The following is a 22,512-nucleotide window of genomic DNA, read 5'->3' as shown; positions in this document are numbered from 1 at the left end:
TAAAGGAGATGTTTAGACAAATGACAGCAACTAAACAACACAAAAAAGTTATCCTAGTCGGTGACGGTGCCGTAGGTTCATCTTACGCTTTTGCCCTCGTAACACAAGGAATTGCACAAGAACTTGGTATCATTGAAATTCCTCAATTGTTTGAAAAAGCAGTTGGTGATGCTGAAGACCTTAGCCACGCGCTAGCTTTTACTTCACCTAAAAAAATCTATGCAGCTAAGTACGAAGACTGTGCGGATGCAGACCTTGTAGTTATCACTGCTGGTGCTCCACAAAAACCAGGTGAAACTCGTCTTGATCTTGTTGGTAAAAACCTTGCTATCAACAAATCAATTGTTGAACAAGTTGTTGCATCTGGATTTGACGGTATCTTCCTTGTTGCTGCTAACCCAGTTGACATCTTAACTTACTCAACATGGAAATTCTCAGGTTTCCCTAAAGAACGCGTTATCGGTTCAGGTACTTCACTTGACTCAGCTCGTTTCCGTCAAGCACTTGCTGAAACTATCGGTGTTGATGCACGTTCAGTTCACGCCTACATTATGGGTGAACACGGTGACTCTGAGTTTGCTGTTTGGTCACACGCCAACGTTGCCGGTGTTAAATTGGAACAATGGTTGCAAGCTAACCGTGACTTGAATGAAGCTGACCTTGTTGAACTCTTCATCTCAGTTCGTGATGCAGCTTACTCAATCATCAACAAAAAAGGTGCTACATACTACGGTATCGCAGTTGCTCTTGCTCGTATCACAAAAGCTATCCTTGATGATGAAAATGCGGTTCTTCCACTTTCAGTCTTCCAAGAAGGACAATACGGAGTTGAAAACGTCTTTATCGGTCAACCAGCTATCGTTGGTGCGCACGGTATCGTTCGCCCAGTTAACATCCCATTGAACGACGCTGAAACTCAAAAAATGCAACTTTCTGCTCGTGAATTGCAAGAAATTATTGACGAAGCATGGAAAAATCCAGAATTCCAAGCAGCTTCTAAAAACTAATTTAATATTAAAAAAGCTGTCTAGACAAACGTTTAGACAGCTTTTCTTATCTTATTTATTCCATCTCAGCAAAGGCTTTTTCAGCATCTGCATTGCTAATCGCTCCAAGCTGAATTTTCCCAATTTTCCCTTGTGAATCAATCAAAAATTCTGTTGGAATGCTTCGAATTTGATAAGCTTGGAAGGTTGTTCCCTTAGTGTCATATAAGACAGGTATATCCTTATAGCCCTGCTCCTCAAACCATTTTGGAAATTGCTCAACAGTTTTTTCACCTTGAAGCCCTGGCGCAATCACCGATAAAATTTCGAAATCACGATCTTTCTTAGCAGCGAGTTCCATTAATTCTGGCATGCTTTTTTTACATGGTCCGCACCAAGAAGCCCAGAATTTTAGATAAACTTTTTTACCTTTAAAATCAGATAGTTTGACTTCTTTTCCATCCATCGATTGGAGCGTAAAATCCGGTGCTTCTGCTCCTACAGCTATTTGCTTAACCGTTGCTTGTTGCTGTGCTTGAGTCGTTTGATTTTCTTGACTTGATTTTCCCTCTTCCTTGCCACAAGCAATCAAAAGAAAGATAGATAAGAAACTAAGTCCAAAATAGATTGTTTTTTTCATAGATAACTCCTTTTATCCTAATATTCCAGATAAGACATTTAACTGTCCCAACATCAATAAAATTCCCATGAGAATAATCAGTAAACCACCAATTCTTTTCAGTAAGAGCAGGTGAGATTTAATTCTACTAAAATAAGGCATAATCAGACCTGATGCCAAGGCCAATACTAAAAATGGAAGCGCCATTCCAAGAGTATAGATAAGGGTCAATAATGCCCCTTGAAGAGCTCCATTTCCTCCCGAGGCAGCCAGTGCTAAAATAGAACTTAAAACTGGACCAATACATGGAGTCCAACCAAAGCTGAAACTGATACCTAATAGAAAGGCTGATAGATATTTACTAGACTGTTTTTGATTAAATGTTACTGTTTTTTGGAACTCTAATTTTTGTAAATGAAGGATTTCCATCTGATGCAAGCCTAGTATGATAATAATGCCACCCATAACATAACGGAACCAATCAGCATAGAGTAAGTTCCCGAGAAATCCTGCTCCAAACCCTAGAATAAAGAAAATCAGAGAGATACCTGTGATAAAACAGAGTGTCCGAATTAATCCTGACCAGGCAACATCTTTACCTAAAAACCGAAATGTTTTTGACTGTTCTTGATCATCTAATAAAACACCTGCATAGACTGGTAACAAGGGAAAAATGCAGGGCGAAAAGAATGACAAGACACCAGCTAAAAAGACAGAAATAAAAAATATAATACTTTCCAATTAAGAACCTTCTTTCATATAGTTATCTTTTATTTTACTATAAAAGAAAACTTTTGTAAGATATCTGCTACGCAAATTTGATTTCAACTAAAACGAAAAAAAAGGAGCTCAGCTCCCTTTTTTATTAATAAGTTCCTTCTTCACCTTGACTTGTCAAGATTACAGGTCCATCCTTGGTAATAACAAACTGGTGTTCATACTGACATGATAGACCACCGTCAATAGTTTTGTGAGCCCAGCCTGTTTTCATGTCTGTATCGATTTCCCAATCACCTGTATTAATCATAGGTTCGATTGTCAAGACCATACCTTCACGAAGACGGAGACCACGACCAGCTACACCATAGTTAGGAACCATTGGTTCTTCATGCATGGTTGGGCCAACACCGTGTCCTACAAGATCACGAACAACACCGTATCCACGACTTTCAGCATATTCTTGAATTGCTGCACCAATATCACCAATTCGGTTACCAACAACAGCTTGCTCGATACCCTTATACATAGCTTCCTTGGTCACGTCCATCAAGTTTTTAACTTCTTCTGATGGTTTACCAACTGCGTATGCCCAACAAGAATCAGCTAATCCACCCGTAAAGTTTTGAGTATATTTTTTTATCTGCTCAACGTTGTTAAAATTGAGTTTAGAAACATTGAGGTCAGACTTAGCGATTGGCCCACCAAGGACCATATCAACCTTGAGCAAATCGCCTTCCTTCAAAATATAGTGGCGTGGAAAAGCATGAGCTACCTCGTCATTGAGTGAGCAGCAGGTTGCATATGGATAGTCCATGATGGCTCCATCCACACCGATTTGTAGTGGAAGGAAATTCTCTTCTTTACAACGACGGCGGACATACTCTTCTACTTCCCACATATCTACACCTGGTTTGATGATATCACGCAAGCCAATGTGGATACTTGCAAGAAAATCACCAGCCTTATCCATAGCTTTGATTTCTCTAGCTGATTTTAATGTAATCATGTTTTCTCCTAGATTCTAATTAATTTTTACAGTAACATTTGCTTTTGATACAATTTGATGATTGAGATAAATATCATAATCAATAATAGCCGACCGTCTCGTATGGTGAATAATTCTAGCTTGAATACGTAGAACATCATCAATCTGAACAGCCTGTAAGAAGTAAATCAACATCTGTTCAATGATGAGGTTACGCCCACTATTAACGACCAAGTCCTGAGTCATGTGTGTTAAGATTTCTGCAAGAACACCATTTGCAAGGACACCATTTTTCTCAAGCATAAACGGTTCAACTGTAATGACAACCTCATCGTGATGATAAGACAACTTTTGTCCAATCTGTTCTGAAAATGTTGGGAGTGCTGAAACCTGAGAACGACTCATTTTTTCCATGACATCCCGTCTAGTAATGACACCTAGCAAGGTTTGATTGCTCCTCACAACGGGTACCATCTCAAAATCTTCTGCAATCATTCTCTGGCTCACGTTAGCAATATTCGTTGCTAATCCAGTCATATAGACAGTTCTTGTCATAACCTTATCAATGGTTGTACCTGGTGATTTATCTCCAGCATCTCGCATGGTTACAACACCCACAACAACCTTATGCTGATTGATAACAGGGAAGCGACTACTTCTATTCTTACGAACTAAATCTAAATAATCTTTTACAGTATCCGTTTCTTGTAAAAAACCATATTCATGACAAGTACGATAGATTTTTTCTACTGTTAGAATATCTGTCTTAATTTGAACATTTGACAAAGCACGGTTGATCATCGTCGCAATCGTAAATGTATCATGCTTGCTTCGTAATACAGGGATATTCTTCTTATCAGCAGCATTCAAAACATCTTTATGAACTTCAAATCCACCTGTTACCAAGACAGCATTTTCGTTTTCTAGTGCCAACAATTGGATACGTGTTCGGTCACCGACAATGACTAATCCACCATCATGAAGGTATGAAAGTATATTTTTCTCAGTCATCGCCCCGATGGAAAATTTACTAAATTCTCTATTCAAACCAGCTTGTCCGGCTAAAACTTCTGAACCAGTAACTTCTGCAATTTCTGCAAATGTTAGCTTTTCGATGGCAACTTTTTTTGACTTCACACGGACTGTCCCACTTCGAGGACGTGTTTCAACTAAGCCTCTATTTTCAGCTTCTTTGATCGCACGATAGGCTGTCCCATCGCTCACTCCCAGACGATTTGAGATACTTCGAACGCTAACCCGTTTTCCGACTGGTAATTCTTCTAAATAAGCTAAAATTTCTTGGTGTTTACTCATTTAGCTCTCCTTTTGTATAGCGAAATTCTAGATAATCCCGCATCTTACGAGTATAGCGGTCACTACCTTTAAACCGACGATATAAAACGAAGCCGGACTTTTGCGCAACCTTTTGACTGGCGCTATTTTCCAGATGTGTCACAATAGACAGTTGTTTTAATTCAAACTGATTCACAGACAAATCTCGCAATTTGGTAACTGCTTCCGTCATATATCCCTGAGACCAATAGTCTTTCCTTAAAAAATAGCCAATTTCAGCTTCTTTCCTTATTTCATCAAGCTTTTCAAACTTGATGGCTCCAATCATTTTTTGGTCTTTTTGATCACAAATGGCCCAAATTCCCAAGGGTGATTTCATAAAGTAGTTGGCAAGAGCATATTGACTTTCTTCAATACTAGCTTGCGTAGGAAAAATAAATTGAAGATTTTCAGGGTCGGATGCTAACTGATGAAAGTCATCTACATCTGTAAAAAAGAATGGACGGAAATACAAACGTTCCGTCTCATAGAAAGAAAACATTGCTAATTTTGTCCAGATATTCATTGTTATCCTCGAATTGCTAATCTTTAATTAGCTCAATATCTGCTCCAAGATTACGTAATTTCTCAATAATATTTGAGTAGCCTCGTAGGATGAACTCAACACTAGTAATCTCTGTTCTACCTTCAGCCATTAATCCAGCAATAACCAAAGCTGCACCTGCACGTAAGTCTGTCGCTCTTACACTTGCACCTTGTAAAGGATTGCCACCTTTGTAGAAAATATGGTCATTCGTTGTAGAAATATCTGCATTCATTTTGGCTAATTCGAAGACATGGTTCACACGTTTTTCATAAATGGTATCAATCAGTGTTCCTCGTCCTTCAGCTTTCAACAAAAGAGGAGTAATCGGTTGTTGAAGGTCTGTAGCAAATCCTGGATATGGAGCTGTTTTGATATTAACAGCCTTAAGATTTGTTTGCTCTTCAACGAAGATACTATCTTCAGAAACCGTCATATGAACACCCATTTCCTCAAGTTTTGCGATAAAACCTTCTAAATGTTCATAAAGTACATTGTTAATACGAATTCCTTGTCCCACAGCAGCAGCCATTGCAATATAAGTCCCTGCTTCAATACGGTCAGGAATTACTTGATGGCGTGTGCCGTGTAGAGATTCAACACCATCGATAGTAATCATATCTGTACCTGCACCACGAATATGAGCTCCCATATTATTTAACAAAGTAGCTACATCAATGATTTCAGGCTCTCTAGCAGCGTTTTCAATGACTGTACGTCCTTGAGCTTTTACTGCTGCAAGCATTGTGTTAATCGTTGCTCCAACACTAACAGTATCCATATAAATATGTGCGCCTTGTAATCTAGAGCCGTTTGTTGAGAGATTCATATTGTCTCCCTCATAGGTTGTCTTAGCACCCATGGCTTCGAAGGCTTTTAAATGCAAGTCAATCGGACGAGGTCCTAAGTCACATCCACCAGGTAAACCTACTGTTGCTTCACCGAAACGTCCAAGGAGACTGCCGTAGAAATAATAGGATGCGCGAAGACTGTTGATTTTACCATATGGCATTGGTTTATTTTGAACACCACGAGGATCAATCTCTAAAACATCATCATAGCGCTTTACACTAGCACCCATAATTTCCATGATATCAACCAAACTAGCAACGTCAGAGATGTCTGGAACACAGTCCAAAATAACTACATCATCTGACAAAATAATAGCTGGAATCAAAGCAACTACACTATTTTTTGCTCCGCTAATGGTTATTTCACCCTTTAATGGACGCCCACCGTTAATGACAATTTTTTTCATTATTTTTTATATACTCTTTCACTATTTATTCATAAGGTCTCACCCTATATTATACCATATTTCTTTCTTATTATCTATCATAATAAATCAAATAAGTCCCTTAAGATTTTATTGATTTAGAATAGTTTCTCAAGTAAACTTAAAAAATAACTAATGCTAATTTTATTCAAGAAAAAAGCTTTCCAAAAATCTTGGAAAGCCTTTTATAATTCTTATTTAGCGATTGGGTAAACAGAAACTTGTTTCTTATCGCGACCTTTACGTTCGAAACGTACTACGCCTTCAACTTTAGCGAACAAAGTATCGTCTCCACCACGACCAACGTTTACACCTGGATAGATGTGCGTACCACGTTGACGGTAAAGGATTGATCCACCTGAAACAGTTTGTCCGTCAGCTGCTTTAGCTCCAAGACGTTTCGCTTGTGAATCACGTCCGTTTGATGTAGAACCTCCACCTTTTTTGTGGGCGAAAAGTTGCAAGTTGTTAAGAGTCATTTTTAACATAATGTTTTCCTCCGTGTTAGTTTTCTGTGATAACTCTGGTTTGGACGAACTCAGAAGAGTTCTCCGATAAGTTTGCCATACCTAAGAAAAATGATTCGAAGAATAACTGGGTCATTTCTCTCTGGTGTGAAGGAAGATCCGCTGGTATATCAACCTTTAGATAGCCACCTTCATCTTCGTTTAATTCTAAGATTGGTTCATAGCCTGCAAATTTCTCAATGGAATTGATAAAGTTAATGGCAAGCGTAGAAACCGATGCACACACGACATCTAGGCCGTATTCGCCACTCTCGGCGTGTCCAGTAATCTCCGCACTCCTCAGCTCGCCATCTTCGGCTCTCTCAAAGACTGCTTGTATCATGTGTTCTCCTTAAAATTAAGCGTTGATTGCATTGATGACAACTTTAGTGTATGGTTGACGGTGACCTTGTTTACGGTGGCTACCTTTTTTAGGTTTGTACTTGTAAGTAACAACTTTCTTTTGTTTTCCTTGTTTTTCAACAGTTCCAACTACAGTAGCTCCAGCAACAAGTGGAGTTCCGACAACAGTGTTTTCACCACCAACAAGAACAACTTCGTTAAAAGTAACTTCTTGACCAGCTTCAACGTTCAATTTTTCAACGTAAACTGCTTGACCAACTTCAACTTTAACTTGTTTTCCGCCAGTTTTGATAATTGCGTATGTGCTCATTATGCACCTCCTATGATTTTTTGGGGTTACCCCGAATTTTTGTGAAGACTCGCCTAGCATCGTGGGACGAACCACTTAAACTTGATGAATCAAGCAACGATGTTCGTGCGGTTGCACAGGATCGTGCATAGTCAACTCTACAAGTATAGCATGATTCCAAATTTTTGACAAGTATTTTCACTCAAAATTCAGCCTTTTATCAGACTTTTTTTCAAAGAAGATAAAACCATACTTAGATAAAAAATACTCATCATGATAGGGACGCCTAAAATCGTTTTTTCGTTGAAGATAATCGTTAAGTAAGCTGAAAATACTACTCCTAGAATGAAACTAACTAGTAGGCTCACAAAAATCAATCCCTCCATTAAAAATGCTGTATGCTTGGTCCGGACGTATTCACCAAAAGCTAACATGGTACGTTTGATATTTCCCGTCATAAAGGCATTGTTATAGGCAATTCCAGAAACTTCTCCAAAAGCTGTTGTAACGAGACCCATACAAAAAGCCAGAGGAGGAACAATAAACATGTTATCAACACTCAATGGAATAAAGCCGATTATCAATGATAAAATAGCTAATGGAACAAGTGATAGAATGGGTTTTTTAACAATGCGAAGTTTTTCCTTGTAAATCGTCAGCAAAAAAACGCCTAACATGAAAGATAAAAGTGTCAATATCTTTATTTCAGCATCAGCCAAATTTCTCTGAACGATTCCTACTGATAGAAATACCACATTCCCAGTTTGCCCAGCGACTAAGGTATTCCCTCTTACAATAAATGTATAGGCATCGACATAGCCTGCACAAAAAGTCAAAAAAAGCGCCAATCTTTTTGAATGACGAGAAATTTTTCTCATAGGTAATAATCTCATACTAATCTCCTAAATATACTGTAACTATTGTATCATTTTTTCTAGAAATTTCGAAGTATCAAAGCAAAAGAATTATCTCAAGGTAACGAGTTGGCTCTTTCTATGATATAATGAAATCAATGATTACTTGTGGAAAAGGAGTAACTATGCTAAAACTTGGTATCATAGGAACTAGTTCAATCAGCCATCATTTTCTAGAGGCTGCCCATACTAGCGGGAAATTTCAACTGAGTGCAGTCTATTCTAGAAAAATAGAAACCGCAGAAAAGTTTGTTGAACAGTATCAAGGCGTTAAGCTATTTGATCAGCTAAATGATTTCTTTAATGATTCATTCGATGTGGTATACATTGCTAGTCCGAACTCATTGCATTATAGTCAGGCAAAGATGGCTTTATCTGCTGGAAAACATGTTATCCTTGAAAAACCAGCTGTCACTCAACCACAAGAATGGCAGGATTTAGTTCAAACGGCTAAAGATAATAAATGTTTTATCTTTGAAGCAGCACGTAACTACCATGAAGATGCTTTTGCCACAATCAAAAACTTTCTTGTGAATAAACAAATTCTTGGTGCAGACTTTAACTATGCCAAATATTCTTCTAAGATGCCTAACCTACTTGCCGGCAATACTCCTAATGTTTTCTCAGACCGTTTTGCAGGTGGTGCACTTATGGATCTGGGTATTTATCCTATCTACGCTGCTGTTCGCTTATTTGGAAAACCGACTCATGCAACCTATCAAGCTCAGAAACTAGATAATAGCATTGATTTAAATGGTGATGGTATTCTCTCATATCCTGACTATCAAGTGCATATCAAAGCAGGAAAGAATATCACTTCTAATCTTCCTTGTGAGATTTATACTACTGATGGAACCTTGACACTTAATACAATCGAGCATGTCCAATCAGCTATTTTTAAAGATCATCAATGTAATGAAACACATCTAGCTATCCAGCAGGCTCCTCACAACATGACTGAGGAAGTTGCTGCTTTCGCAAACATGATCCAGCAACCAGATCAAACTCTCTACCAATCTTGGATTGATGATGCTACATACGTCCACAACCTACTTTACACCATGCGCCAGGATGCTGGCATTAGATTTGAGGCAGAAAAATGAAAACCAAACTACCTACCGAATGGCAAGAATTGATTGATCAACTGGGGTTCCAAGAATTTACTCCCATTCAAATTCAACTTTTTGAACCTATAACAGAAGGTGAAAACCTACTTGGAGTCAGTCCAACTGGTACAGGGAAGACTTTAGCCTATCTCCTACCTAGTCTTCTCAAACTGCAAAAGAAAAAAGCCCAACAATTATTGATTTTAGCACCTAATACTGAGCTTGCTGGACAAATTTTTGAAGTCACTAAAACCTGGGGTGAGGCCATTGGTCTAACGGCTCAGCTATTTCTATCCGGTTCGAGCCAGAAACGCCAAATTGAACGACTTAAAAAAGTACCAGAAATTCTGATTGGAACACCTGGGCGTATCTTTGAACTGATTAAATTAAAAAAAATCAAGATGATGAACGTGGAAACAATCATTCTTGATGAATTCGACCAGCTCCTTGATGATTCTCAAATTCATTTTGTCGAGAAAATTACCAACTATGCACCTCGTGACCATCAACTTATTTACATGAGTGCCACTACCAAATTTGACCAAGATAAGATTGCACCTAACACACGCATCATTGATCTATCAGACCAAAAGTTAGACAATATTCAACACTTCTACATGCAAGTAGACCAACGTCACAGAGTAGATATGCTTCGCAAACTGGCACAGGTTGAAGATTTCCGTGGTCTTGTCTTCTTTAATAGCTTGTCTGACCTTGGAAGCGCCGAGGAAAAATTACAATATCGTGATGTTTTAGCAGTTTCGCTAGCTAGCGATGTCAACGTTAAATTTAGAAAAGTTATTCTAGAAAAATTCAAAGATAATCAACTGACACTACTTCTTGCCACAGACCTTCTCGCTCGTGGTATCGACATTGATAGCTTGGAATGCGTGATTAACTTTGATGTCCCTAGAGACAAGGAAACTTACACTCACCGTGCAGGTCGTACAGGACGTATGGGTAAAGAAGGCTATGTCATCACTCTTGTCACCCATCCAGAAGAGCTTAAAAAACTGAAGAAATTTGCAAGTGTACGTGAAATCGTCCTAAAAAATCAAGAACTCTATATCAAATGAGAGTGGGACAGAAATCGGTAATTCTTTAGAATTCGATTTCGTCGTCCCACCTCCGCACAGTTGAGTAGGGCTGTAAAAGCTGATGAAATCAGCGTAGTAGAGCCCACTCAACCACTGCGTCTTGCTCGACACTCCAAAGACAATTGAGAGGCTAGGACTTTTGTCCCAGCCTCTTTTTCTTATCCCCAAGTAATTTCTAAACGGTAGTTGGCAAATGGAACTCCTTCTTTGTTTTGTAGTTGGTAGGCTAGTTCAATCTTCTCTTCACCAACTTCGTAGTGGCTTGTTTGGATGATAAACTCCTGCAGTCCCATAGGTGTTGGGATATAGGCTAAACTATCAGAATCCTTGAGAAAACGCATGATAGTCTTGGGATTTGAGAAACGTGACATGACCAGTTCCTCCCCATTAAATTTCAAAACTACTTTTTCTTGGTCTTCATTGTAAAAAAGGAGATAGGAAAAATCGCCCTTTTCCCGTAATTCAACATCATAAAGTTGGTCGATTACTTCCAATTGTTCATCGAACTTGATGGTATTTCTCATTCTAATCTTCACAACTATTCCTCTTTCTTCTCACTTATCCCTACTATTTTACCAAAAAGGCAAGGAATTTGCTATAATGGTCTTATGAATGAAAAAGTATTTCGTGACCCAGTTCACAACTATATCCACGTTAATAATCAAGTCATTTATGACCTGATCAATACCAAAGAATTTCAGCGGCTCCGTCGCATCAAACAGCTTGGGACATCTAGCTATACTTTCCACGGTGGAGAGCATAGTCGTTTTTCTCACTGTTTGGGTGTCTATGAAATTGCCCGTCAAATCACTGAGATTTTTGAGGAGAAATATCCTGAGGAATGGGATTCTAACGAATCACTATTAACCATGACTGCTGCTCTTCTACATGATCTCGGACACGGTGCTTACTCTCATACTTTTGAAAATCTCTTTGACACTGACCATGAGGCAATTACCGAGGAAATTATCCAAAGCCCTGATACAGAGATTCATCAGGTCTTGCTACAGGTGGCGCCTGACTTCCCTAAAAAGGTTGCTAGTGTCATAGACCACATCTATCCCAACAAACAAGTGGTTCAGCTCATTTCTAGTCAGATTGATGCAGACCGTATGGACTATCTCCTACGCGACTCCTACTTCACCGGTGCTTTTTATGGGCAATTTGACCTGACACGTATCCTTCGTGTTATTCGTCCTGTTGAAAATGGTATCGCCTTTCAACGGAATGGGATGCATGCCATAGAGGATTATGTACTCAGTCGTTACCAGATGTATATGCAGGTTTATTTCCACCCAGCTACACGAGCCATGGAAGTCCTTCTGCAAAATCTTCTCAAACGTGCTAAGGAGCTCTACCCTGAAAATAAGGACTTCTTTGCCCTTACATCCCCACATCTACTGCCATTTTTTGAGAAGAAGGTAACCTTATCTGACTATCTTGCACTTGACGACGGGGTTATGAATACCTATTTCCAACTCTGGATGACTAGTACAGATAAAATTCTAGCCGACCTTTCCCAACGTTTTATCAATCGTAAGGTCTTTAAATCTATTACTTTTTCTCAGAAAGATCAAGACCAGCTTGAAATCATGCGAAATTTCGTAGAAGAAATTGGTTTTGACCCCAACTATTACACAGCTATTCATAAGAATTTTGACCTTCCTTACGATATTTATCGACCAGAGTCTGAAAATCCAAGAACTCAAATCGAGATTGTCCAAAAGAATGGCGAGCTGGCAGAACTTTCTAGCCTATCTCCTATCGTTCAATCTCTTGCAGGAAGCCGTCATGGTGACAACCGTTTCTACTTCCCTAAAGAAATGCTTAAGCAAAATAGTATTTTTACAAATATCATTCAACAATTTTCCCATTTGATTGAGAATGATCATTTTACTCCAGACAAGAAATAACAGAGGAAATTTATGAGTATAAAACTAATCGCCGTCGATATAGATGGTACCCTAGTTAATAGCAAAAAAGAAATTACTCCCGAAGTTTTTGCAGCTATCCAAGATGCCAAAGCAGCTGGAGTCAAGGTTGTCATTGCAACAGGACGCCCCATCGCTGGTGTTGCTAAACTCCTTGACGACTTGCAGTTGAGAGATGAAGGTGACTATGTTGTGACCTTCAACGGTGCCCTTGTTCAAGAAACTGCTAATGGCCATGAGATTATCAGCGAATCCTTGACTTACGAGGACTATCTGGATATGGAATTTCTCAGCCGTAAACTGGGAGTCCATATGCATGCAATTACCAAGGACGGCATTTACACTGCCAATCGCAATATCGGAAAATACACCGTACACGAATCAACCCTCGTCAGCATGCCAATTTTTTACCGTACACCTGAAGAGATGGCTGATAAAGAAATCGTCAAATGTATGTTTATCGACGAACCAGAGATTCTCGATGCTGCTATTGAAAAGATTCCAGCAGAATTTTACGAGCGCTACTCTATCAACAAATCTGCTCCATTTTATCTAGAACTCCTTAAAAAGGATGTAGACAAGGGCTCAGCTATTACACATCTGGCTGAAAAACTAGGATTGACAAAAGATGAAACTATGGCTATCGGGGATGAAGAAAATGACCGTGCCATGCTTGAAGTCGTTGGAAATCCAGTTGTTATGGAAAACGGAAATCCAGAACTCAAAAAAATCGCCAAATACATCACCAAAACAAATGATGAATCAGGCGTTGCCCATGCGATTCGTACTTGGGTCTTGTAAATTTATTAGAATATAAAAAAGCACCTCAGAAGTTAGAGATAAAAAACTAACTCCTGGGGTGTTTTAAATTACAGATTATTCTTCTGATTCCCTTTTTATACTTGGAATTTTCTTAGTATCAAGTTTAGGAATACCCTTATTCTCAATCTTAGGAAGGTTCTTTATTTCATCGGCAGTAGGGACCTTCTGGTATACCTTAGCAGGCCTATAGAGTAAGGCAAACGAGAAGAACAAAGCAATGACACTTCCAACAGCTGCCAAATTCCGTTTACTCGTTTCTGACGATGGGACCTTAACTCTACTTGTACTAAGGTCCTTCCATTCAGGATGCTCTGCTTCAATCGCTTTTTTCTCTTCCCAAAGTGGAACGAGTAAAAAATGGTTAAATGGCACAACTGTAGCCATTGCTGTTGCTCCTAGTGGGATAAATCTATTGAGATTTATGATAAGCATAATGCTTAGAATAGAAAATAATACGAATAGAGCTATTACTAAAACTAGTCGAATTTTATATTCTTTTTTTAGTCGAAGGTATTCTTCTTGGGACATCTGACATATTACCTCTTTTCTCTAAACTCTATACAGCTAAAAAGCATTAGTACAGTGACTCCTACTGTAAATCTTTGATAAACTCCACAACTTGACGATTCTCAATCTTCACATAATATCCACCACTATTATTAACAAGTTTATTCCCCTCATATTTATCAATCTTTACAGCATAAAGACCGCTTGGAAGGGGTTGATTGTTAAAAAATTCTTTCATTTGCGATTCAAGATCTTCAAGATAGGCATCATATAACTGATCCTTCTTGTCTTCTGGAGTGTAGTATCCAAATTGAAATTCTGGTATAAAAATATCTTTTTGGAAAAGATATTGAGCATCCATAGGATACATCCCTTGTAATGCTTGTCCATTTTTTTTATTTTCCTCTAAGATTTCATCATAAAGGTGGATATTACCAGATTTACTATTAAATTGAAAATCAATCCCTTCGTACTTCAAAGCAGTCATTTTAGGATCTGTTATTGAAGTATCCAATGTTTTTAAAAATTCGCTGGTGCCTGGACTAATCTCAATTCCTAAATAAGCTAATTCTGGAAAAACTTGATAAATTTTTTTGTTTTGTTTATAATCTACTTCCGCATCAGTCTTTCTATACGTTTCTTTTTCCGAAGGACGAGTATAGTATTTAAAACGAGAATTAACCTGATAGATTTTACCATCTATATTTTCAGTGTAAGTACCATGGATTACAAATCCTCCTACACTTGTATAGTTTTTTTCGTATTTTTCTAACTCAAACTGACCTTTAAGACCGTAGTTCTCATAAGAGCGATGTACTACTTGCTCAAGTTCATTCCGACTTGCATGGGCAAATAGACCCCACATATCCATCATTGCAAGAATAGGACTAAGGATTATGAACATTACAAATAGTATAACTATGGATAAACAGCCAATTAATAAACCTTTTTTCATCTTTTTCTCCTGAACATTCTATGTCCATTATAACACACCATGGATATCTTATGAATGGTTCAAAATTTGGTCAAAGAAAAAACACTGGTTATCCAGTGTTTTTGTGACTAGTTTCGCTCCCTGCAGGAATCGAAAAACAGGTCTCAAAGCCTTATTTTAAAGGGCCTTCTGTCTTACTTGGTCAATTTTTGGTCAAAAGTTTTGCTTAATTTTTTTCAGTTATTACTAATCATCAATTGTACATTAATGGGAAAACGTCACTCTTCTTTACAACAATTATAAAAGACATGACAAAATTAAAAGTTCAATTTGTAATTTCAAATAAACTGTTCTGAGCAGAATCAGTTGTACTATCTAGAATCTTTCGATTCATAATATCATTACCAGTATACATGATATATCTCATACCACTAGCGACTGACATTTCTTCAGCTGCTTCCGCCTTGGCTTTTACAACCTCATCATCAATCATATTGTCACCTTTTACTTCTATAATCTGATAAGAACCATCAGCCATCTTAGCCAAGAAATCAGGATAGTAGCGTCTTATCCTCTTAGATTCTGGATCATAATATTGCACGAATAAGTCACCTTGGTTTGCCGTAAACATTCCAGTAAAATAAATCTCTTCTACCTTCACATTAGAGATATACTGCAAGAAGCATTCTCTCTCTGGCCTAGAATCGAAGCAATATGTATCCGCATGGAAGCTTTTAGCTTTCTCCGCATCAGTAAAGCTATAATGTTCTTTTTCAATGACTAGACTTGGTTCCGCTGAAAATTCATAATAACCTGCATCCTTTGGTTCTTTAAGTAAAACTACATCTATATCTTCATTCTTCTGCTCTGATTTAACTTCATACAAAGCATGGAATACTTTAGGTATTATGATATCATCTAAAATCTCATTATGTCTGTTAACTGCATCAACAATTTCATCAAACCCATCAATAGATTCTTTCAAAATATGCTCAATCATCAAACAAGATAAATTCATATAACGTGAGATTTCTCCAACCAAAGAAAATCTACTGAACTTGGTCTGTTCTTTAATATCATCAATGATGGTTTCTTTTGCAGTCATATCTAACCTAATACTAACTTTTTCATACATTCTAGATTCATACTTTGTTTCATCAATCTGTTGTATTTCGAAGTTTATTGGTTCAGAATAATCCTTTTCAATCAATGAGTACTCATGCCATATACGTTTCATTTTTATGCTTCTTGGTGGTGGTAAAACTCGAACTTTGTAACTGCTCTTTTTCTTTTTAGGTCTTTTCCCCAGGTCACTAATCTCCATATTATAGTTATTACGAAGTTCAGCATCTAGCGTATCTAAATTTTCCTTTGACAAGAAAACTGTAGCCTTAAGTTGCTCATCTGTAAGTTTTCTCAAACATCTCATAGTTGCTTGCAATACAAAAATCTTAGATTTAGGACTGCGGAATAGAGCGATACTCAATAAAGAGCGGCAATTCCATCCTTCACGTCCTTTTTCAACAAGGATAATAAATTGTTTTTTACTTCCTTCTGTTCCGAGAACATCAAGATTGTTAAAATTTCTGATGTCTTCGTTCTTTGTCACAGTCGAATCACCTGTATTAACTAAGATTGTATCTAATGGTACATCAAGTTCACTTAATACCTTCTCCACTATAGGCCTAACTACGTCCGTAGCTTCTGCAACACTAGCCGCAAAAATTGCCATCTTAGGAGGAAGCCCCTCGTAGGTCTTGCCACCATATCTTTCCCAGAACATTGTGATTGACTTTTTCAAGAACTCTTCGTTCTTTACATTTTCAAAACCAATAGGATCTGCATCTTTTAAAAAACCATTTCTAATCGATTCGTTAAGACCATACGCATAAACAACTTCTGGCAATACTTGTTTTTTTACGTATGGAGTACCTGTGTAGTTATAGCACGCAACAATTGATGTTGCTTCTGCAAGCATGTTAATAGTATTTCTCAATGTTGTCTTATTTGTGCCACCCGATCTTAATTCTTTTTCCAAGTTTGCTCCAAATAAATGATGTGCCTCGTCAACATAAACTCCAAGCTGAGGTAAACGGCACAATTTTTTAAATCTCTGATTATCCATTAAAGTGGTATCATCCCACACGTCACTATCACCATCGTCCCCGTAGATTCCAGCAAGTAGTGAACCACCAGCGAATAATACGTCTGTCGGCTTATCTTCTTTACGCTTTTTCTTTACAATGATCTTCTGATTGTTTGAAATTATTATGTTGAAATTTGAATCATCAATTGTTTGAAGAGTAGTCACTCTATTATCTAAATAATGAAATTTTATATTTGCATCAAGCACACGAGCATATTCTGGTGGTACAACTTTCGTCTTATCAAAAGTCATGATCTCACGTAAAGATTCAAGTACTGTCTTATCTGGTGCAAACACAAGAGCATTGTGACAGAATCTTTTATCCTTAGGATACTTGTTTGCTAACAAGAATTCGTAAAAAATACAGGCTCCCATCAGGATAGTTTTACCGAGGCCCATGGTAAGTGCATAAATATAGTTCGGGTAAGATTCTTTATACTTTTTCATTTGTTTGAAGATAATTTCATTTTGTTCATCTCCAATATCAATAAAAGTTCCTTGTCCATGTTTGTGGATACTGTAATATGAAGCATCTGCAAACTTATCCCTGCGTTTTCTCCAATCATCAAACATCTCGTACATGTGTGCGTTATTCATGAATTCTTTTATAAACACATACATCTCTAATGCTTCAAACTGTGGTTTACGCAAAAATGCATCTTCATTTTCATTCTTATCGTTATATGCAAGAAATTTCTTTGTAAGATCATTATATCTAGAACGAATTTTCCCCCTATTTGAAGTGTAATACCACCATAGCTGCTCATAGAATGCAAAATCTTCTACGAATGTCATTGAAGACTGTTTAGCCATATGCTACACCTCCTTTTCTAATGATTCTGATAGTAAATCTGTTATTTTAACCTTGATATTTCCTGCACTTTCTGGTATTTCATAAACACCAGAAACAAAAGAGTTTTTATCTGGAACATCTGTTACCGTTGGTTGCATAACAGCACCGTCATAATTCCAGTCAATCATAATTGATTCAACTAACTGTTTCCAATCTTCCACATACTCTTTTTGTAAAGAGAGTTTTTGCATTAGATTCATCGGGTAAAATGAACGAACAATAAGCTGATTACCTTCGCGCACAATCTCAGCCTCTGCCTCTCTCTTTAGTTGAAGATCTGATTTATCTCGTAAAATATCTACTATTTGCACATCAACCCTATAATCTGTCAAGGACTGTTCAAGCGAAGCTTTTAGATCAGGTTCGTGTCCCATACACACTATAGTAATATGTTCCACTGCCTGACGAGGATTTTCCTCTTTTCTTTTTTCATAAGTCTTATATGGAAGATTTGCTTTTAGTTCTTCAAGATCTGCTTTAGTAGCAATTCTATTTACTGGCATAATCTTAACCATTCGACCGTCCAACTCGCCATCCCATACATTTCCCTGGGTAAAAGGTTGTATCTCTAATGCTTCAATTATTAAATTTTTAGCTTCAATTGGATTTCTGAAGAAATCATAATTATTAACATTATGGACTTCAAAACCTGTTGAAATATGCGTGTTTTTGGGCAATTCACTAGCTACAGTAATCAACCTTTTTGTAGTAGTCTGAATTGCAGCAAGATTTATATCTGCTCCAATGAATCGTCTACCTAATTTCATTGCAACAGCTTGCGTTGTCCCACTACCCATAAAACAATCAAAAATAATATCACCAGGATTTGATGATGCAAGTATGATTTTTGTTAATAAATCTTCAGGCTTCTGAGTTGGATAGTTTTCCTTTTCTTTTGCCATCGCATTGATGGTCGCTATATACCACGTATCTGATGGAAGAACTTTATCTTCAGGTATTTCAGAGGAAGCGCTTTTAGATGTAACCATAGCACCGGCATAATTAAGACGATTCTTTGATCCTTCAGACATTAATGTATGATCATCTAACACATCCATATAGTTGAACGTCCATTTTTCAGTTTTACTATAAAATAAAATATTGTCATGTTTGCTATTCCACTGTGTTTTACCTCTACCGCCCCACAAGTACCACCAAATAACCTCATTTCTAAAATTATCAGGACCAAAGACTTCATCAAGTACTAATCGTAAATGATGCACCTTATGCCAATCGCAATGCACATAAATACAACCTTTTTCAGATAATAGTTCCTTCAATAGGATAAATCTTTCATACATAAATTGAAGGTACTCATCATTGGTCCAAATATCTCCATACTGTTTTTCCTCGAAAGAGGATGTGTCAGATGATGTACACCCTATATCTTTTAGCTTAATCTTTTTTTTATAATCTGCTTTCGAATCAAAGGGTGGATCAATATAAATAAGATCAATTTTTCCTCGGTATTCCTTAAGCATATGGCTCATTACCTGGAGATTATCTCCCCAGAAAATTTTATTAATCCAATTATCCTTCTCTTCTCCGTACCTTTCACGAAGTTGAGCTGGGTAATACTGTGTCGAACGATACGGTCTTTTACCTGTCCACCTAAGTTCAGGAAACCCCTTTATAGTCGGTCTCTGTTCAAAATCAAAAGTGATTGGTTCTTCCATTTTTATTTCCTCCAAAATCATTATTCAGTAAGATTATTTATGACAGTAGTGCCTGAAATCGCAGTTCGAACAAATTTTTGCATCATTCGAACAATTTTTAAAGTCTTTTCTTAATATCTTGTGCACAGTATCATCAAATGCAGCCACAGTACCATCGATAGCACTTTTGGTGTAAGGAAAGCTAATCATCGGATTACCATCTTCCTCACCAGTGTAGTATAAATGCATTTTGCTGACCTTCTGACCTGTTCTCTGCTCAATAAGATAAGCATAAATATGAAGCTGTCTTCGATAATGTTCAAGTCGGTCTCTCATTTTTTCCATATCTGGTTTCTTCTCAGACTTAAAATCTACGAGCTCTACAGTCCCATTCTCTCCTTTTACCAGATCTATTTTACCCTCTATGATATAATCTGGCTGCACTAAACTAACGTCAACCTCTACTTGTTGAATTGAACTCCAGTTACCATTTTGACGTTCTACATATCGAAGAACTTGATTTAAGGCTGCATTACGTTGTCCTTCAGCTAAGTATCCATGTTCTCTCTTAATAAGTGATATATAGTTACTTGCAAACCAATTTGTAATATTCTCAGTGGAAATCTTCTCTGTTTCATTCTTCAAGGCTGCACGATGAACATCTTCTATTGTTTGATGAACTAAAGTACCAAAAAGCATGTCACCCTGACGAATCGGCATAAATTCTAACTCTTTATAAAATTTGTATTGAAGTGCACAAGTTTCATATACTGAAATATGAGAAGTGAATGAAAATGTGTTTTTTAAATTCACGTTCTTCACCTTTTTAAAATCAAATTCATTTAGATCAATTGACGCAATAGGTTGAAGTTCATCGTACACCTCTTTAAAGTATTTGCTTGGTGAATTCTTGTTTTCATTACATGTTAGAATCAATAAATTCTGTGCCCTAGAAAATGCTGTGTAGTAAAGTCTCCAGAAATCAAACATCTTCACTACATCATGTGGTTCGAAAGCCTCACGATGATAATACTTTTCCTCTATATGGCTTAAAATATCTTTATAGCTTTTTCTAGGAACATTGCTAAGCGAATCAACAAATACTACTGGGAACTCCATACCTTTTGATTGATGAATTGTAAGGAATGATACACATCCACTCGGTGCATATTCTTCATCGTCTTCATACTCTGCGATTCCGCCATCATATAGAAGTTTCAAATACATATTGAATAATTGTTCTGTATTCTTTAAGATATATTTTCCAGTGATGACGTCAATATTATGCAGATACTCGAACTTGCCGACTATTTGAGTTAGCTTGGCCAGGTTTCTCGCTGGTCTAATATCAACAATTCCTAATTCTAGATCCGTATCCAATATATCACTAAACGGTTTAAACATAAATAATCTGTAAATTAATCCTGAATACGTATAATCTGTCGTTCCAGAAGACGATGAAGCTAAAGAGAAATGCTCTTTACCATGATCTCTAATAAATCTTTTCAATTCAATATTTTCAGGCTTAGTCACAAATTCATTAGCTGCTTTGATACAGTCACTAAAGTAAGAATAATGTTTAGTATCTAAGTATTTATATTCTCCTTTTTCCAATCCATTTACGTAATTAGGAAACATCAGCATAAGACATCCTATAGTCTGCATGATTTCATCTCTTTTAAAATACATATCTGACCTAGGTGAATAAATATTAATATGATTATTTTCCAAAAATCTAGCTAGACTAATAACTCTTTCATGCTTTACTGAACTAAATAAGAAAGCTAGTTGATTATAATCCTGTATCTTTCCTGATTCTTTAAGACAATTTATAAAGTTAAGGATATTCTCATGCCATTCATCCTCATCGTCTTTACTAGCTAATTTTGCAACACAAGTACTATTTATAGGAGACTTTTCATGTGGCTCAATTCTTTTTGAATATCTATATTTTCCCCACTCAAATTTAAATTTTGATCCTGAAGTAGTATCCATCCACTTATTATAGAAATCAACGATATCACTATCTGATCTATAATTCACTACCAAGGGAATAACTTCACATTTTCCTTCATCGAACTTTGAAGGAAATTCCAGTATATTTCGGATGGTTGCACCCCTAAAACGATAAAGACCTTGATCATCGTCTCCTACAACACAAATATTCTCATGATTTCCTAGAAGGAATACTATCTGTTCTTGAATATAGTTTGTATCTTGGTATTCATCGACCATAATGTATTTAATACTACTTCTTAACGATTCAAGAATATTTGAATTTTCTGTAAGCATTCTATAGCATTCAGTCTGGATAGACGAAAAATCAACCAAGTTTTCCTCATCAAGCATTTTTTGATAAACACTTACTACTTTTGCAATAGTAGAAATTTCAACATCTGGATCTTCTAACATTAAATTGAAATCTACAAGTTCTTCCGATAAATTATTTGATAGCTCACAAATTGCTTGTGCCCATTTCCATGCTCCACCTCTAGGCATAACATTTTCAATCCCTGCAATTGTTCTAAAGTTATAGATACTCCTAAAAACTAGGTATTGCTGATCAACAGTATCTAGAAGCCTGTAATTTTTTTTTAATCTCGTATATTCAAGGTTGTCTTTTATAATTCGTAGACACAAAGAATGAAACGTGCCCACATACATCTCATTGACATTAACAGAGATATCTCTACTAACCAATTCATTTGTGATACGCGTAATTAACTCCTTAGCTGCTTTTTCTGTAAAAGTAGCAATAAATATTTCTTCAGGTTTTATTCCACATTCTTCAATTAAATAAATTGCTCTTTGAACCAAAGTGTAAGTCTTTCCAGTTCCAGGTCCGGCAGTAATAAGAACCGGCCCCTCTGTAGTAGAAATTGCTTTCCTTTGTCCATCATTTGCATTTCCAAAATCAAACATAAATT

The 22,512-nt window shown here is 37.0% G+C and carries 21 protein-coding genes and 1 other annotated feature; of the genes, 5 read left to right on the top strand and 16 right to left on the bottom strand.

The features are described from left to right. Positions 1–20: 20 nt before the first annotated feature. The gene (locus tag AB8E63_RS04435; RefSeq protein WP_004253416.1) at positions 21–1,007 is read left to right on the top strand and encodes an L-lactate dehydrogenase; all 987 of its coding nucleotides are present in this window, start codon (positions 21–23) and stop codon (positions 1,005–1,007) included. Positions 1,008–1,062: 55 nt separating this feature from the next. Here the strand turns inward: AB8E63_RS04435 and sdbB are convergent, their stop codons facing one another. The 10 genes from sdbB to AB8E63_RS04385 form a co-directional block, all read right to left on the bottom strand. Continuing rightward, a complete protein-coding gene (sdbB, locus tag AB8E63_RS04430; RefSeq protein ID WP_368910139.1) occupies positions 1,063–1,626 on the bottom strand; it encodes a thiol-disulfide oxidoreductase-associated lipoprotein SdbB in 564 nt (187 codons plus the stop codon). 12 nt (positions 1,627–1,638) lie between these two features. Beyond that, positions 1,639–2,346 (bottom strand): thiol-disulfide oxidoreductase-associated membrane protein CcdA2, encoded by a 708-nt coding sequence (gene ccdA2 / locus AB8E63_RS04425; protein WP_004253406.1) that lies wholly within the window; start codon positions 2,344–2,346, stop codon positions 1,639–1,641. A 124-nt stretch (positions 2,347–2,470) separates the two neighbouring features. Continuing rightward, the gene (locus AB8E63_RS04420) at positions 2,471–3,331 is read right to left on the bottom strand and encodes a methionyl aminopeptidase (RefSeq protein ID WP_368910137.1); all 861 of its coding nucleotides are present in this window, start codon (positions 3,329–3,331) and stop codon (positions 2,471–2,473) included. Positions 3,332–3,346: 15 nt separating this feature from the next. Next, positions 3,347–4,624, bottom strand: a complete 1,278-nt coding sequence (spxR, locus tag AB8E63_RS04415) for a CBS-HotDog domain-containing transcription factor SpxR (RefSeq protein ID WP_368910136.1) — start codon at positions 4,622–4,624, stop codon at positions 3,347–3,349. Next, positions 4,617–5,168 (bottom strand): GNAT family N-acetyltransferase, encoded by a 552-nt coding sequence (locus AB8E63_RS04410; protein ID WP_368910134.1) that lies wholly within the window; start codon positions 5,166–5,168, stop codon positions 4,617–4,619. Before AB8E63_RS04410 ends, spxR begins: the two co-directional genes overlap by 8 nt. Positions 5,169–5,184: 16 nt before the next feature. Then, entirely contained in the window at positions 5,185–6,444 is a 1,260-nt protein-coding gene (locus AB8E63_RS04405; RefSeq protein ID WP_368910133.1) for a UDP-N-acetylglucosamine 1-carboxyvinyltransferase, read from the bottom strand. 212 nt (positions 6,445–6,656) lie between these two features. Continuing rightward, positions 6,657–6,950, bottom strand: a complete 294-nt coding sequence (gene rpmA / locus AB8E63_RS04400; protein ID WP_006154204.1) for a 50S ribosomal protein L27 — start codon at positions 6,948–6,950, stop codon at positions 6,657–6,659. A gap of 16 nt (positions 6,951–6,966) precedes the next feature. Further along, entirely contained in the window at positions 6,967–7,311 is a 345-nt protein-coding gene (locus tag AB8E63_RS04395; RefSeq protein WP_000613696.1) for a ribosomal-processing cysteine protease Prp, read from the bottom strand. A 15-nt stretch (positions 7,312–7,326) separates the two neighbouring features. Next, positions 7,327–7,641 (bottom strand): 50S ribosomal protein L21, encoded by a 315-nt coding sequence (gene rplU / locus AB8E63_RS04390; protein ID WP_000109141.1) that lies wholly within the window; start codon positions 7,639–7,641, stop codon positions 7,327–7,329. A 35-nt stretch (positions 7,642–7,676) separates the two neighbouring features. Beyond that, positions 7,677–7,764 (bottom strand) — a sequence feature (ribosomal protein L21 leader region). Positions 7,765–7,829: 65 nt separating this feature from the next. Further along, a complete protein-coding gene (locus tag AB8E63_RS04385) occupies positions 7,830–8,513 on the bottom strand; it encodes a YoaK family protein (protein ID WP_368910124.1) in 684 nt (227 codons plus the stop codon). 146 nt (positions 8,514–8,659) lie between these two features. Between AB8E63_RS04385 and AB8E63_RS04380 the strand changes: the two genes are divergently transcribed. Together AB8E63_RS04380 and AB8E63_RS04375 are read left to right on the top strand one after the other, a co-directional pair. Beyond that, complete coding sequence (locus AB8E63_RS04380; protein ID WP_368910122.1) at positions 8,660–9,637, top strand: Gfo/Idh/MocA family protein; 978 nt, start codon at positions 8,660–8,662, stop codon at positions 9,635–9,637. Further along, positions 9,634–10,716 carry a DEAD/DEAH box helicase gene (locus tag AB8E63_RS04375; protein ID WP_368910121.1) on the top strand — a complete coding sequence of 361 codons (1,083 nt, stop codon included), beginning with the start codon at positions 9,634–9,636 and terminating at the stop codon, positions 10,714–10,716. Before AB8E63_RS04380 ends, AB8E63_RS04375 begins: the two co-directional genes overlap by 4 nt. A gap of 179 nt (positions 10,717–10,895) precedes the next feature. On the opposite strand, the gene AB8E63_RS04370 is transcribed toward AB8E63_RS04375, so the two are convergent. After that, the gene (locus AB8E63_RS04370; RefSeq protein ID WP_254725771.1) at positions 10,896–11,273 is read right to left on the bottom strand and encodes a DUF1934 domain-containing protein; all 378 of its coding nucleotides are present in this window, start codon (positions 11,271–11,273) and stop codon (positions 10,896–10,898) included. 72 nt (positions 11,274–11,345) lie between these two features. Between AB8E63_RS04370 and AB8E63_RS04365 the strand changes: the two genes are divergently transcribed. Together AB8E63_RS04365 and yidA are read left to right on the top strand one after the other, a co-directional pair. Further along, positions 11,346–12,650 carry an HD domain-containing protein gene (locus AB8E63_RS04365; protein ID WP_368910118.1) on the top strand — a complete coding sequence of 435 codons (1,305 nt, stop codon included), beginning with the start codon at positions 11,346–11,348 and terminating at the stop codon, positions 12,648–12,650. 12 nt (positions 12,651–12,662) lie between these two features. Further along, positions 12,663–13,469, top strand: coding sequence for a sugar-phosphatase (gene yidA / locus AB8E63_RS04360; RefSeq protein WP_223332915.1), 807 nt, complete (start codon positions 12,663–12,665; stop codon positions 13,467–13,469). 75 nt (positions 13,470–13,544) lie between these two features. Here yidA and AB8E63_RS04355 read toward each other — a convergent pair whose 3' ends face one another. The 5 genes from AB8E63_RS04355 to AB8E63_RS04335 all read right to left on the bottom strand — a co-directional run bounded on the left by AB8E63_RS04355 (position 13,545) and on the right by AB8E63_RS04335 (position 22,507). Next, positions 13,545–14,018, bottom strand: a complete 474-nt coding sequence (locus tag AB8E63_RS04355) for a hypothetical protein (RefSeq protein WP_223332914.1) — start codon at positions 14,016–14,018, stop codon at positions 13,545–13,547. A gap of 61 nt (positions 14,019–14,079) precedes the next feature. After that, entirely contained in the window at positions 14,080–14,952 is an 873-nt protein-coding gene (locus tag AB8E63_RS04350) for a hypothetical protein (protein ID WP_368910116.1), read from the bottom strand. A gap of 304 nt (positions 14,953–15,256) precedes the next feature. Continuing rightward, complete coding sequence (locus AB8E63_RS04345) at positions 15,257–17,890, bottom strand: TnsA endonuclease N-terminal domain-containing protein (RefSeq protein WP_368910114.1); 2,634 nt, start codon at positions 17,888–17,890, stop codon at positions 15,257–15,259. A gap of 3 nt (positions 17,891–17,893) precedes the next feature. Continuing rightward, positions 17,894–19,606: a site-specific DNA-methyltransferase gene (locus AB8E63_RS04340; RefSeq protein WP_368910112.1), complete on the bottom strand. Its 1,713-nt coding sequence runs from the start codon at positions 19,604–19,606 to the stop codon at positions 17,894–17,896. Positions 19,607–19,639: 33 nt separating this feature from the next. Beyond that, the gene (locus AB8E63_RS04335) at positions 19,640–22,507 is read right to left on the bottom strand and encodes an ATP-dependent DNA helicase (RefSeq protein WP_368910110.1); all 2,868 of its coding nucleotides are present in this window, start codon (positions 22,505–22,507) and stop codon (positions 19,640–19,642) included. Between the last annotated feature and the right edge of the window lie 5 nt (positions 22,508–22,512).

Source organism: Streptococcus sp. oral taxon 061, from assembly GCF_964211575.1.
GTDB lineage: Bacteria > Bacillota > Bacilli > Lactobacillales > Streptococcaceae > Streptococcus.
The sequence above is the reverse complement of the archived record's forward strand: the minus strand, read 5'-3'. Positions and strand labels throughout refer to the sequence as shown.